This window comes from Bradyrhizobium sp. Kon69 (genome assembly GCF_055807515.1).
The window spans coordinates 17367-31509 of sequence record NZ_JBVVOS010000041.1; the positions used below are offsets into that span (position 1 = coordinate 17367).

General features: G+C 56.6%; 9 protein-coding genes. 1 reads left to right on the forward strand and 8 read right to left on the reverse strand.

Annotated features, from left to right (window positions below; genetic code table 11):
• Positions 1–65: 65 nt before the first annotated feature.
• The gene (locus AC0L3U_RS35285; protein ID WP_473295161.1) at positions 66–1115 is read right to left on the reverse strand and encodes a helix-turn-helix transcriptional regulator; all 1050 of its coding nucleotides are present in this window, start codon (positions 1113–1115) and stop codon (positions 66–68) included.
• A 194-nt stretch (positions 1116–1309) separates the two neighbouring features.
• Between AC0L3U_RS35285 and AC0L3U_RS35290 the strand changes: the two genes are divergently transcribed.
• Positions 1310–3106: a Hint domain-containing protein gene (locus tag AC0L3U_RS35290; protein WP_473364764.1), complete on the forward strand. Its 1797-nt coding sequence runs from the start codon at positions 1310–1312 to the stop codon at positions 3104–3106.
• Positions 3107–3204: 98 nt separating this feature from the next.
• On the opposite strand, the gene AC0L3U_RS35295 is transcribed toward AC0L3U_RS35290, so the two are convergent.
• From AC0L3U_RS35295 to AC0L3U_RS35325, 7 genes are all read right to left on the reverse strand, one after another.
• A complete protein-coding gene (locus tag AC0L3U_RS35295) occupies positions 3205–5343 on the reverse strand; it encodes an O-linked N-acetylglucosamine transferase, SPINDLY family protein (protein ID WP_473364765.1) in 2139 nt (712 codons plus the stop codon).
• A complete protein-coding gene (locus tag AC0L3U_RS35300; RefSeq protein ID WP_473295158.1) occupies positions 5340–7748 on the reverse strand; it encodes a tetratricopeptide repeat protein in 2409 nt (802 codons plus the stop codon). The genes AC0L3U_RS35295 and AC0L3U_RS35300 overlap by 4 nt, the downstream gene beginning before the upstream one ends.
• Positions 7749–8436: 688 nt before the next feature.
• Positions 8437–8997, reverse strand: coding sequence for a hypothetical protein (locus tag AC0L3U_RS35305; protein WP_473295157.1), 561 nt, complete (start codon positions 8995–8997; stop codon positions 8437–8439).
• Positions 8998–10259: 1262 nt separating this feature from the next.
• Complete coding sequence (locus AC0L3U_RS35310) at positions 10260–10454, reverse strand: hypothetical protein (RefSeq protein ID WP_473295156.1); 195 nt, start codon at positions 10452–10454, stop codon at positions 10260–10262.
• Between the two features lie 928 nt (positions 10455–11382).
• Positions 11383–11625 (reverse strand): PilZ domain-containing protein, encoded by a 243-nt coding sequence (locus AC0L3U_RS35315; protein ID WP_473295155.1) that lies wholly within the window; start codon positions 11623–11625, stop codon positions 11383–11385.
• A 3-nt stretch (positions 11626–11628) separates the two neighbouring features.
• On the reverse strand, positions 11629–11919 hold the full coding sequence (locus AC0L3U_RS35320; protein ID WP_456765756.1) for a PilZ domain-containing protein: 291 nt from the start codon (positions 11917–11919) through the stop codon (positions 11629–11631).
• Positions 11920–11938: 19 nt separating this feature from the next.
• Entirely contained in the window at positions 11939–12160 is a 222-nt protein-coding gene (locus AC0L3U_RS35325; RefSeq protein WP_473295154.1) for a hypothetical protein, read from the reverse strand.
• Between the last annotated feature and the right edge of the window lie 1983 nt (positions 12161–14143).

Below are 14143 nucleotides of genomic sequence, written 5' to 3' on the forward strand. Positions count from 1 at the left end.
TTTACTTCATCACGTTGGACCCGCTCAGATCTTTTCTGAAGTCGCTGACTGCATGAATGGCTGGACTATGCGGCACTGATCTGTGAAAGCCATACGCTCAGCGAGTTCACCTCCGTAAGCTCGGCCTTGAGAACGTTGTCTGAGGAACCTTTTGCTGCTCTTTGCCGTGCCTGGCGCGGCGTTATCCCATACGTGTTTTGGAAGAGCCTGTTGAAACTGCTGATGTTCTTGAAGCCCAAGCCGTAGGCGATCTGCGCAATTCGCCGGTCCGAATGTTCGATCGCAGCGATCTGTTGGTAGGCATGATCGAGCCGTGCCTTGCGGATGTATCCCGCAATCCCGCCAATCGGTTCAAATAGTCGATAGAGTGAAGCCCGGGACAAACCGAAGGTCCTTGCGATCGAGGTGGCGTCCAATGTCGCTGACCTCAGATTTCGATCAATGTATCGTCTGATCGTAATAATCGGGGCAGAGGGAGAGGCGGAGATAAGGGGCTTGGAAGCTTCGAGGTTAGGAACAATCGCCCGAGCGGCAAGCTCGACAACGCCGCTGGCTGCCGCATCTATTTCATTTTGATTCACGTGGCCGGCAACTTCCCTGAGTGAACGCAGCGCTGCGCCAATCACCGAGGCTGCAGCGGACGCTTTCTGGAGGACCAGCCCGTGCAATGCGGTTTCGTCGCCAATTGATGTCAAGAGACGACGGCGCGAAACCCAAAGCGTAATTTCGGTTGTAGGTCCGCCTTGTACTGATGTCTGTCGTGTCATGACTTGTGACAGGTCGCAGATGAACACATCACCCGCTTCAGCGACAAAGTCGGTTGAGTTCAAGATTCCTGCGGTCGTCCCGGAGAGTACGTAGGTTATCGCGAACTGATCCAGTTTGGAGCGGGAGATAGTGTCCAGCGTCCGAACGAGGGTTAGTCTCGACGCCGAAGTGGTCGTCAGCACATATTTGTTGCTGACCAGAGCCGCGAAGCCCCCCTCAAAATCAGCCATTTCAGAAGGGTTGGCTGCAAGGTCAAAAACCGCACCCATGAGTTGCCGCCACTTGCTGAAGGGATTCTTCCGCAGGTCGCTGGGCAGTTCGATGCTGCGCGCAGGCGTGCTCAACATGGGCGAAATCCATCAAATCGTCTCACGTATAAGCCATTTTGTTCAAATTTACTACATTTCGTCTCATAAGATTTGCGTTTAGTTTAATTGGGCGAACCCGCGATTGATGGGCTTTTATCAAATTGCTAGCAATCCTCATGGCTTCGCTTAATTAGCAGTTAATCGGAATAACGCGATTTAATTTGGAGATTTGAATGACGACGTTTACCGCAACGAATGCAGTTCAGACGCTCACGGGCGGGACCGCTGCAGATACCTTCGTTTTTGCCACCGGGACGGCCCAAGCGGGTGACGCTGTAGTTGGAGGTTCGGGCACCGACACAATCGCTCTCGGCTCTTCAAATGAGACGATTGACCTTTCCGTCGTGTCGATCTCCGGGATTGAAAACATCTCGCAGGCTGCGACCAACAGCAGTGACACTGTCACGATCACTGCGCAGCAATTGTCTGCACTTTCGAGCATCAGTCTGGGAACCGGATTCGACACCGACACTCTGAACGTCAATGTTAGCGGAGCGGTCGACATTTCAGGCGGCACGACCGCCACGTTGTCCAGCATCGACACCATCAATGTTAATGGCACAACCGGGGCGGATACGCTCACGCTCACCGGCGCACAGTTGAACAACCTCTTGAATGCGCCCAGCTCGACCAACATCAATCTTGGAAGCGGCAGCGACACGATTGTCTTGAAGTCGACATCCACGTCGTTCAATTCACTTGGTAATTCGAACCTCACGGGCGTTGAGAATATTTCAACCGTCGGTGCGGCCGGCGCCGTGACGTTGTCGCTCGCCAATCAGACCGAAGGCTTCACGATCACGAGCGGAGCCCAAGCCGATACGTTGACTGGCGGCCAAGGTGGCGACACGTTCGTGCTGACTGCCGATAACGTGCGCGACGTGCTTAACGGCGGTGCTGGAACCGATACAGCGGACTACTCCAATTATACTGCCGGACTGACCGTTACGTTGAATACCTCGACCGCTGCCGTTGTTACTGGCTCAGGCTCGACAACGACATTGTCGGACACGATCGCGAATATCGAGAATTTCATCGGTGGTTCTGGCAACGACACAATCAATGGTGATAGTGCGGCCAATGCGCTGAGCGGTGGTGTCGGCAGCGATACCATCAATGGCAATGCTGGCGACGACACGTTGACCGGCGGTGCCGGTAACGACTTCATTCATGGCGGGATTGGTACGGACACCGCGGTTTTCAGCGGAAACCGCTCCAACTACACCGTAACCTTCAGCAGTGCTGGCCATTTCTTCACGGTGACCGACAACCGTGCCGGGTCCCCGGATGGCACCGACTTGGTGTACTGGAACGGCTCCAACACAGCCAGCAACGACTCCGTTGAGAACCTTAAGTTTGCGGACCAAACCGTCGTTATTTGCTTCATGGCCGGCACCATGGTGCGGACGCCTGGCGGCGAAGTCGCGGTTGAAAGCCTGAAGCGTGGCGACCTGGTCGCCACCCACGACGGTCGGATGATGCCGGTAACTTGGCTCGGTCGTCAAACGGTCTCGACCGTCTTTGGTGATCCTCTCCGCGTCCTTCCCGTGCGCATCAGGGCCAGCGCGCTCGGCCTTAACGTGCCGGCGCGTGACCTCCTGATCTCCCCCGACCATGCAATCCTGGTCGATGGGGCGTTGATCCAGGCCGGCGCTTTGGTGAACGGCACCTCGATCACGCGGGAAAAGAACGTTCCGCAGGTCTTCACCTACTACCACGTTGAGCTGGACGACCATTCGCTCGTTCTGGCCGAGAACACGCCGGCCGAGACGTTCGTTGACAACGTCGATCGTCTCGCCTTCGACAATTGGGCCGAGCATCAAGCGCTTTATCCGGAGGGCAAGGTGATCGAGGAGCTTCCCTATCCCCGTGCGAAGGCTCATCGGCAGGTTCCGGTAGCCATTCGCGTGAAGCTGGCGGCTATTGCGCAAGAGCTCGGCTACTATGCTTCTCAGGCTGGCGTCGCCTAAGGCGGCAGCACACCTTGGACTTCAACGGCGGCGCCCGGGCGCCGCCGTTTGCATCAGGCTTGCATTCCATTCCTTCGAGGGGCTCGCTTTCCCTACGGCTACCGCTCCAACATTCGCTCATAAACCGCTTCAAGATTGCGAGCGAAACGGCCGACGTCGAAAAGAGCGCAGACATCCCTCAATCGGCGCGCGCGGTCGCGATAACATCCTAACAGGCCCGGGTCGCGAGCGAGACTAAGCGCCAGTTGCTCGTATTGGCCAAGATCATCGGTAATGAGTTCCGGAAGCCCGGCGGCTTGCAGCAGGCTGGAAGCGACTCGCCCCGCAAAGCTCCGGCCGCGGCATGTCAGGACCGGTAACCCGGCCCATAATGCGTCACTCGTTGTGGTGTGGGCATTCACCGGAACTGTATCGAGAAACAGGTCCGCGAGCCGGTGACGGGCCAGGTGCTGATCGAGCGGTTTCCGCTCGGCAAAGATGAGGCGGCCAGGATCGATGCCGCGAACGGATGCTTCTCGCTTGAGATTCCGTGCCGCCGCATAATTGCCGCGGAGGAGCCAAAGGACGCTACCAGGCATCGAGTGGAGGATCCTACACCACACATCGAAAACGTCTTTGGTTATCTTGTAGTTGTTGTTGAAGCAGCAGAAAACAAAACGCTCAGCAGGTAGGCCTTCTTCCTCTCTGGAAGGCGTTCGTTCCGCAATGATGCGCTTCGAGTCGTTGACCTGATAGCTGTCGGGCAGGTGGACAATTTTTTCGGTAAAGAACGGCTGCTGGTCAATGGGTAGAACAAAGCGATCGGCAATTACATAGTCCAAGAAATCGACGCCGGTGGTGCCAGGATAGCCGAGATAGCTGACCTGAATGGGGGCAGGTCGGTGACTAAAAATCCCCAGCCGCGAATCCGCCGTGTGTCCCTTCAGATCAACCGCAATGTGAACATTCAGCTCACTCACGCGCGCGGCAATCTCGTAGTCGCTCTTTTCTGGAACGCTTTCGAAGACGTCGAAAGCAGAAGCCAACCGCTTGCGCGTGGCGCTCCCATCATCTTTTCCACAGCAAAGGCCGACAATCTCAAACCGAGAGCGATCGTGACGCTCGAAAAGCTCCGCCGCTAGATAGGCCGTTGCATGCTCGTGGAAGTCCGCGGACAGGTAGGCAATCCTAACCTTATCCGTAACGGCTGTTGTCTTAGGTCCGATGGGCTGGACAACAGGCACCGTTTGTTTGGCGAACCTCTGCGCGCATTTCAGTTGCAGAGCTGGATCGTCGCAGTACGTCAGAAACGTGAAAGGTGAGGGTGCGGCCTCGCCGGAATTAACAGCTTGCAGCAACGCGGGTTCTAGTGCCGTAGTACGGTCCCAATCGCAAGCAGCTCGCGCGCACATAGCGAGCGCGTCAAGCGCATAGGGAGATTCCGGCCTCACAGATAGCGCGCGCTCGTAACTAACGACCGCCTCCTCGTCTCGGTCGAGGGCAGCAAGCGCGTGCCCCCGCCCAAGGAGAGCATCGAAGTGAGAGGGATCGAATTCGAGCGCCAGATCATAGCCGGCCAATGCGTCCTGCAGTCGCCCTAGCCGTTTAAGTACGCTGGCGCGATTGCAGGTTGCCAAAACATGCCGTGGTGACAGGGCGATAGCAGCGTTATAGGCCGCGAGGGCCGCTTCCAGCCGATTTAGGTCCGAAAGGGCGTTGGCGCGATTGTTGTGGGCGTCAGCGAGCCCGGGGGCAAAACTGATGGCAAGATCATAGCTTTCCAGTGCTGCGGCATACTTTCTCAGGGAGCGGAGCGCGTTACCTCGGTTGGTGTACGCGTTAACGTAGTCGGACCTGAGGCGGATCGCGTCATCGTAAGATTGTACGGCCTCCGCGAACCGTCCAAGATCAGCTAGGACGTTTCCACGATTGCATAATGTCTGTACGAGATCCGGCTTCAGCAAAAGTGCCCGGTCGGTTGCGGCTAGAGCTTCGCTGAGCCGGCCGATCTTGTGGAGAATAACGGCGTAATTCGAGTGATGAAACGCCGTGGCCTGAGCTGTAGCTGACGCTTGGTCGAGCAGTGTCAGTGCCTCGGACGTGCGATTCTGCTGGTGTCGAAGAACCCCAAGAAAGTGAAGAGCATTCACGTTGACCGGCTGCTCGGAAAGAATTGAGGTATAGATTGCCTCGGCCTCGACGAGCCTGCCTGCCTGATGCAGCTTAATGGCCGCTTCGACCGAATGAGCGGGGCTCATAGCCGGGATCGGTTGGCGTTGCTGGTCGGTCGCTCAGCAATTTTTTGCTGCAAAGCGAGCAAGACCCGTCCCATGACCTCGCCCCAATCACCCGTTGCTCTCTGCCTGAAAAGACGAGCTGTTGGATACCACGGGCTATCCTCCCGGTCCAAAAGCCATCGCCAATCCGGAATGTAGGGAAGTAGTATCCACACGGGCAATCCAATGGCGCCGGCAAGATGGGCGATACTCGTGTCGACCGAGATCACCAGATCCAATGCGGCGGCGAGCGCTGCAGTATCGGAAAAATCGATGATTTCATCGGGGAAATGCCTAGCCCCCGACGTTTCGATAACATGCAAGTCACCGCTGGAAACGTCTTTTTGCAAGCTGACGAGTTCAACGTTCTCCCCTGCAAGACTTAGGTACTTTTCAAGCCCTATGGATCTGTGTTGATCCAACTTATGCAGCGGATTGCCTGACCATGCGATGCCGATGCGCATCTTGCTCGTTGGTCCGAGCCGGCTTTGCCATTGTGCCACCTTGTGCGAAGCAGCGTATAAGTAAGGTGTATGAGCCGGGATCGTTGATAGCCGCGTAGCCAATGCGAGCGGAAGGCTGAGCAGAGGCGAGCAAAAATCATGATCGGGTAACGGACCATCCCTGTCGATGACCTCGAACCCGGGCCGAAGGCTGGATAGTAAACCGACTAGCGGTGGTTCGACTGCTAAAATAACTCTCGCCCCGTGAGCCGTAACGAGATTTGCATACCGACAAAACTGGATAGTATCGCCAAAGCCCTGCTCAGAATAAAGCAGGATAGTTTTGTCTCTGAGATCCTCTCGTCCAAGCCAGCGCGGCTTGCTAAATTTCGTCCGCAGTTGATCGCGCTTATCCACCTTCCATCGCCATTCGTATTTCGTCCATCCTCTTTCGAAGTCGCCAAGCAAGAGCCTGGTCAGCGACTCATTGAAATTTGCGTCGGGATGGGCAGGGGCCGCCATTTGCGCAGCCTCGAAACATTCGAGCGCGTCGTTTACGCGTCCAGTCATTTTAAGGCCGTAGCCGAGATTATTCAGCGAGGACGGGGCATCCGGCTGGAGCGCGACCGCTCGTTCAAAGCACGCGATGGCTTCCTGGTGTAGTCCGAGGTTAGACAAGGCCTGGCCCCGGCCACTATGAGCTGCTGCGAAGGTCGGGTGAAGGCGAAGCGCTTCTTCAAACCACGAGGCTGCATCTTGATATCGCTTTAACGCGGATAAAGCGTTGCCTCGATTATTGCATATTTCTGCAGAGCTTGGCTTTGCCTTATAAGCCCGTTCGAACAACTCCAGAGCTTCCTCTGGTCGCCCCAAGTCAAGCAGCGTCGTCGCTATGTTGTTTGCGAAGGCGGCCGAGGTCGGCTCGAGAGTGCTGGCTTTTCTATAGCAGACGAGAGCGCGCGTGTGCTGTTCGAGTCCACGATAGGAATTGCCAAGTCCGTTATGAGCCTCCGCCATATGTGGATGCAACGCCGCTGCTCGCTCGAGTAGAGCGGTTCCCTCATCAAAACGCTTCAACTCGTTCAGAATCATTCCAAGCAAAACCAGTGCGTTGCCATCATCGGGTGTCAGACTCAAGATCTGCTGGCACACTAAGAGCGCCTCGTCGCGGCGCGACAGACCGAGCAGAGCCGAAGCCTTGTTTCTCATTGCATTCGTGTAGTCAGGCTTGAGTTCGATAGCCCGGGACGCACTTTCAGCGGCTTCTGAGTAACGCTTTAGATGATTTAGGGCGAACGCTCGATTGTTGTGTGTTTCGGGAATTGATTCGTCGATCGTCAGGACACGGTCCGTGTATCTTACCGCGTCGGCATATCTTTCCTGGTCATTGAATACAATCGCGCAATTGTTGAGCGCGTCCAGGAGATCGGGGCTAATCGAACATGCGACTTCAAATGCTTCGAGTGCTTCGCTGTTCCGATTCAGTGATCGAAGTGCCCTGCCGCGAAGATTATGAAGGCCGGGATCGCGAGGAAAGCTGCGTAGCGCTTCGGAGAAGCAATCTAGAGCGGCTGCTGGATCTCCTCCGTTCAAAAGCATCAACCCTTTTCCTTTCAAGGCAGGGCCATAACCTTGTTTGCTTGCGATCGCTTCGCTGAAGGAGTCGAGCGCCTCATGGTTTCGATTAAGGGCTCCAAGAATGGTAGCACGACTATTCAACAGACTGGCATCTCGGCGCGCTGCGATAGCTCGCTCGATTAGTGTCAGAGCTTCACCGTGACGCCGCCGCCCGTGCTCGATTATTGCGAGGTGATGTAGTGCGACGATGTTCGCCGGGTCAACGCCAAGTGCTGCCGCGAAGAAGGCTTCCGCGTCGCTATGGCGTCCCTCGACAAAATGCGAGGTCCCCTTCTGCAATACGTCCTCTAAGGTTAGCTGGGTCATTGCTAACAGACGCCCTATGGCCGATGATGTCGCAATATTCTGATATCAGGAATTTCAGTCGTTTTCACTCAACCGCCTTGAAAAAGAGCTCTGATAGTGAACGGGAGCGGCACTAACTTCACGCCTAAGGGGTCATTGTAAACATGGTTAGAAGGTCTTTCGCAGCTCGTCACGTTGTTGGGGTACTTCGGTTCGAACTCGCCCGAGAGCAAACCATCGATTTACCGAAATCAGGTGGCTTTTCCTTGGATGCCTGCCGCAGATAAACTGAAGAGCAGCTCGCTTGCCGAGCCTAGTTCCAAAGTTGGAACGCGGATTTCTATTGCACCGAAATTCCGCTCCTGCCTGGTTGGGCCTACCGGGCAGGCCTTTGTATCATTAGAAATTTTCATCCCGGGGCTGGATTTCACGTACCGGTTTTTTGACTGCATTGAACAAACTTCAGACTAGGCCGCCGCAAGGCGGCCTTTCTTATGCCCGTCGGTGTGCCGATGAGTCCAATGTTCTTTCGCCGGCCTTTTGAGGTGTAATCGCCGAATTTTCGACCGGCGATTTGATCGGGGATACGGCGCGATACCACGCGCCGTTACAAGCAAGGCGCTTGCCTTTGCAGGTGCTCCGGAGTGACTTGGCCGTCATCCGGGACACGGAAGACTTACTTCGAGCTCTTTGCCGGGACCAGTTTGGTCTAAAATTGGTTCGCGGCAGACCTGATCCTCGTTGCGGCTCGCGGTTGCACCGGCGCCCGTCTGCGGCAATTGTCAATCTCTCTCAAAAATAGTGAGCGCCGGTACTGTGCGGCATTCAATAGACTTTCGAACAGCACGAAGATCTCACGCGCCTGCACATAAACCTCCATGCTAATAGCATGCTGATCAAAATCGTAAGAGGCTAGGCGCCCTTCGATAGCCTGTCTTGCAATCGGATCCAGCCGCCACTCGGCTGCGTTCCGTATGGTGTAGACTTCGGCGTCCCCTCTGCATCCAGGAGCAATGCCCGCCAGGTCGACCCGGCGGAGCGCTGTCTCGATCGCCTTTTGGCGATGATCTTGCAAAAGCCTATGGCGCAACACGCGGTAGCGTAGGATCTCCCAGGAAAGTTCAGCAATGTCGATCGCGAGCAGCCACTCGATCGCGGATTGGGGTGCGATGTCCTTGAAAACGGCGCCACGTAAGGCCTCGTATTGCTCAACGCTTTCGCCCGGCAAAAGGAGAGGCGCAGGGCAGAGGACTTCGAACTCAACTGGCATAGGGGCCCCCGGGCGACGGTGGAAGATGGGCAAAGGGACCAGTCATTGGATCACGCCTCCGGCCTGGCATGGGCTTGAGCGGTGATCCCGGTTATGTCGGGCGCCGCGTGCTCGTGAGCTGGACTTGCGACCCATAGCTCCTTGGCCACCTTTAGCGGTTCGATGTGCATGTCGGCCCACCATGCCCTTTCATTGCCGCGCCGATGCAGATCCTGGTGATGTGCGCGGCAGAGGGGCACCGTAGCCGGCTCGCGAAGCATGCGCCTGTGCGGAACGCAACAGGTCGGCCTATTTGTATCAGCGGCCGAGCAACTACTGCGCTGGGGTAGGTTGAGGTAGGCAGAGTGCCCGGCCGCCGGATCGCGGGGTTACCGCGACCGGGCATATCATGATCGCGCTTCGGTCAAAGATCTGCTTATTTTCGAAATCAGAAGATTAGATCATTAAAACGGGATGTGTCGCCTAACGAACCCACTTGATGGCAAACCAACCGCTGCCGCGCGCCCCTTGGCCGAAGCCGAGCTCCTGAAACGGCCCCGGCCACAGTTGCGATCGACCCGCAGGATGCAGGCATGCGGGTCTTCATGAGCCTGATCTGGCGGCGCGTTGTTCAGGAAGCGGCTAGAGCTGCCGGGGATCATCGCTTTTGCATGGGGCGCTCGGCTACGCTTCGGCCGGTGCCGTATTGATCTTGACGACCGATCAGATGACACGCCCTGCTACGATCGAAATAAAAACCCGCCGACCTTGGGGGCCGGCGGGAGTTGCAGATAGCGAGAGGCGGACACCAATCGCTCCGGTTTGTTTACGACTGAATGCAGAGCCCGTGAACTGCTCCTCTCCATTCATCCTTAATGTCTTTATAATAATCTAAGCTTTGGGACGGGGCCGTGGGGGACATACGCGGCCTTGTGCTTGGGGGGAGGCCCGCCAACTGCCCAGCCCCGGCGGGCCTTCCCTCACCAGTTTCACGCACGTTAAGCACAGCTCTGGTTGCCTCCGCCGCGCAACAGACACCCGGATTTTTTCGACGATCAGGCCGCAGCGGCCCCCCCGCCGCGGCCTTAGTCGTGAGAGCTCTCTAACGTAGACCGTCGGGCCTCAATTCAGTTGCGGCGTAGCTCCTCAACAATAGCGCGCTGCTGATCGATTCCTCTTCAACCAGCCGCCGAACTTCCTCAGCGCGACGGATTGGGTCGAGACTTGTTGGGCGGGTCCGCTCTAACCCAAGGGCGGGCTTGTCGGACGCTATGCCGCTCATTTTAGGTCGTCGCATTTTTTCCGGCCTTAGCCACCGCTTCGATCAGAACCGAGCACTTTTCATATTCCTTCGCATCGCCGGCAACAGTCCCGCGAAGCTCTCGGCATTCGCCGCCGTCGAAGAACCAGCTGGTGGAGCCAACAGCGACGATCACTTTGCATTTGGGGCACGGCACCTGCATCGGCGCAATATGCACTCAGAGTCGGTTCGTTTCCAGTCAGTAGCCCAGAGAGAAGCAGGTCAGGAGATCTGTCCAAAGGGGAGGCATGGTAGGCCTGAGGCCCCAGGCTATCTTCCTAAGGTGCTTAGTGCGCATACACACCAGGGGGCGAAGCTGTGGTCCAACCGTTCGTGCCTGCCGCCCGGCCAGAAGAAAGCCCGCCAACCGCAGCGCGGTACTCGGCAGCACTTAAACCACCCTTCCAAAATCGTTGCCTTGCTTGGCAACCTCCTCAAGCTTCCTCGGCGGAAGCAGTCAGCTTCCTTTCAAGATAATGGATGTGGGGTGCGGGCATAATGGTGCGGTTGCTTGACCGTCAGTCCGCTCGATACTGAAACCAACGCCTAGCCCACTAAATTGGTGAATATGGTGGTCTTTGTGCGTGATTAGAACGCCCGGCCGCAACTGACGCCCGACGCATGCTTTCTGTTTTGCCATTGCGCAACAATTTGGATCCGGATCAGCAGATAACGGTTGGGTGAATGAAGCCATAAACTCCTCGCTCGAAACAGTCCTGATACGACTGGAGCTGGAGTTTACCTCTCTACATTGAAGGGGATTTCAAATGATAGCGCTCAAATTAGTTGCAATCGTGCTTGGTGCAGGCGTTTTCTTCTCTTTGTGGTCCGGCGATCTCGGATCCGACGTCGTCCTCGCCATCATGGCTTGCCTGTCCTAGCGACATATCCGTCACCCTCGCGGCCGGTGCGCTCACATTAAGTGAGAGGCACCGGGCCTGCCGATCTACGGCTTTCCCCCTGAGGTTCGGCTGCGTAAGCACGAAACAGCCTTAGCAACAACCGTCGGACTAGCGCGCTCGCCAATCCGATACGCGAGCGATGTCACTCCCGGCTGGCTCCCAACCAGAGCGCCTGAGGGCAAGATTGGCGGACGTCTTCGCTGCTCAGTCAACGAACTTCACGCCGATCCGGCTGCCGCTCGACCATACCAAGCAACAGTTCTTGATGGCGCGGTTGTTCTCGATCATCAACTTGAATTGCGGTCTTGCAGATCGCGGGTCTGCCAGCTCAATCGCAGCTCCTTCTTCCGAGATGTTGAGCACGCGGCAACGGACACTAGATCCATCGCCGAATATGTAGGCGATCTCATCGATCTCCGCGCGGTCGTGTTTTCGACGCTCGTCCACTGATCAGATCTTTCGATGGTCGTGTAGAAAGGAGATGCCAATCTCCTCGCCATTGACCCATGCCAGCTCGCAGCGCCGATAGGCAACTCCTCTGGTTGACAGCACCAAGAAGAATTCCTTCAGGGCTAGTCCGTCGAGACTTTCGATATGGAGCTTCGCACCTGCTTGGGAAACGTCAGTCATTTTACAAGGCCGGCTCCAGGTCCCGTCGATAGCAAGGATGTGAACATCGATGGGTCGCGAGAACACAACCCGCGATGATTGACGATTTTCCCTGTCAGGGCTAGATGACATCTTAATATCGAATGCCGCTTCATTCGCTCTGTTCCGCCACTTGTTGGATCAGTTGAAACTGTCGAGTGACCTGCAGCGCTATATTGGATCGCTCCCTGCGGAGCGCGGCCTCTTGTTCAGAAACGTCGTGCCCGTCTCTTTCGAGAACTTGGATCAGGATCTGCTTGTCTTCAACCGCCCGATGGCGCGCGGCAATCTCCTGCGTCAAACTGGCCAACTCCAAGTCAATTTCCGAGGGCATCGCAATCTCCTTGCCAAGCAACATTCGCTTAAAAATCGGAAATTATCTGTTATTTACTGCAAAACTCTTACCTCGCGCGTTTGGTGACCTGCTGGTCAAGAGCTGATGCGGTAAGGCGCGCTCCACGCCATCGCGCTGCCGGGCTGGCGCCAACCATTGGCCACGCTGCAGGACGCCCAACCGGGGCGATTATAATAATTCAAATAATTTAAACTAATGCATCGAGCTTACGCCCCAGGGTCCAATTTTCGCCAAGCTCGAATGGCTTTCTGGCGCAGGGGCAGGACCAACTCCGTAGGAGTCCTGCATATGTTAAGACCAGTTTTTGTCGCGTTTGTATTGGTCATTATCGGGGCCACCGCTACAGAAGCGCGCCGCATAAATTATAATGAAGCGCCTGAGTGCAACGTCACGATGCCCTGCGACTTTTCGTTCTCGCAACCAAATCTATTCAGCAATTCACGACGATCGCAGGCGCTTCAGGCGGCGCGCGCTCGGAGGTCGTACGCTGAAGCCTCGGCAGACAGAGGACAAGTCGTTGGTAGCCGGCCGGCAGGCTGCCCTCACGCTTTCTGCGGATGCGGTGCATCCATCAAGGTATTTGGTCGCATCGTACTGGACTTAAATCTCGCATCCAATTGGCTACGATTTCCTCGCGTAACGCCGGCTCCGGGAATGGTTGCCGCGCGGCATGGTCACGTGTTTGTCCTAGAGCAGCATGTTGGCGGCGACGTACGGATGGCATACGATCCCAACTCGGGAGGAGGCGCCACGAGAATCCACGCGCGTTCTCTACGAGGTTATACGGTCGTCAATCCTCGCGCCTGAGGCGATCGCTCGGCCGGTGGGTCGTTGGAAAACGGCCTCCGGCTGAGCGGCGACAGCATCTATCAGCAGGCTCACCTTCCGCTCGTGCGCGTGACCAACCGCGGACTGATGGGTGGGCTACTCTTTGCTCATCGTGCAGTTAAACTGTTGGGCGAGGTTCATTTTATTGTCCGCGAAGCACCGTGGAAACTTCTTCTGGGAAACTAGGCAAAGCAGTTTGATTAGGCCGCAAATCCGTGCTGGAATCGGATCCGCTCAGTACAACCCTCGGCAAGCAGGGGGTACTAGACGGGGGGAAGATTGATGGCTAGGCACTTCGGTTTAAATTCTACATCAGCGGCACGGTCAGCGTTCGCGGGGACCTCGAGCACTTCGCTGGACCGGGCTGTGTCGGCATCGGCATCGAAGAGTCATTTTCCGGACAATTCGCCAATGATAAGGCGCTCTTCCCCGCTCTCCGAATTGCTGTACTCGCCGGCGAGCTGGCGGGGCTCCCGTGTTCGACGATCCATCTCAGCAGATTAGAGGTCTCCAGCACCGGCCCGGCACCACGATAAGCCCGAAACGCAGGCTGCTGCGTGGGCTGGCACCTGCGCTCAGACCCAACCTCTTCAGCTGACAGGAAGAGGTCGCTGGCCTGGACAGAACAGCACCGGCCGCGATCGTCGTGACATTCGCATTCTGTGGCTCATCGGCAGTCCAAGCCGGAGGCATCTTCGCGGAGCTATCCCGATCCCGAAGCAAGGGAGCCGCTTAGCGCTTGCATTTGAACGGATACTTCTAGGTATCGCAATCGGCAGCCAACCTGAGCTTTCTCAGGAGCGGCGCAAACCCATCGGTCGAACATTCTTTTGCTACGCTCGCGAGACGTTTTTCGGCGGGCCGCCTGGCGGATTTTTTTGCGCTGCTTGCAAGCTTTTTGGCTTCCGGCTGCGAAGCGTAGCGATCGTGCCAGTGACGAGGAACGAAATCAGGCGATGGTTTTGGTCGGATTATAGGGGAAGCCGGTCGGGGCTCTTGCTGCACCGCCACGAAGCTCACCTCGGTTATTTGCTTGGGCAGCGCGACAGCACTCTCCACAAGAGTTGGCAACCTGTCAGATTTATTAGTGGTTACAGTCGAAATAGGTCCAACAAACGCAAGCAGCGCATCCGA

What these genes read in the sequence shown, in the direction of transcription:
- AC0L3U_RS35285 (WP_473295161.1), bottom strand. Translation starts at nt 1,115, where the DNA reads ATGTTGAGCACGCCTGCGCGCAGCATCGAACTGCCCAGCGACCTGCGG.
- AC0L3U_RS35290 (WP_473364764.1), top strand. Translation starts at nt 1,310, where the DNA reads ATGACGACGTTTACCGCAACGAATGCAGTTCAGACGCTCACGGGCGGG.
- AC0L3U_RS35295 (WP_473364765.1), bottom strand. Translation starts at nt 5,343, where the DNA reads ATGAGCCCCGCTCATTCGGTCGAAGCGGCCATTAAGCTGCATCAGGCA.
- AC0L3U_RS35300 (WP_473295158.1), bottom strand. Translation starts at nt 7,748, where the DNA reads ATGACCCAGCTAACCTTAGAGGACGTATTGCAGAAGGGGACCTCGCAT.
- AC0L3U_RS35305 (WP_473295157.1), bottom strand. Translation starts at nt 8,997, where the DNA reads ATGCCAGTTGAGTTCGAAGTCCTCTGCCCTGCGCCTCTCCTTTTGCCG.
- AC0L3U_RS35320 (WP_456765756.1), bottom strand. Translation starts at nt 11,919, where the DNA reads ATGTCATCTAGCCCTGACAGGGAAAATCGTCAATCATCGCGGGTTGTG.
- AC0L3U_RS35325 (WP_473295154.1), bottom strand. Translation starts at nt 12,160, where the DNA reads ATGCCCTCGGAAATTGACTTGGAGTTGGCCAGTTTGACGCAGGAGATT.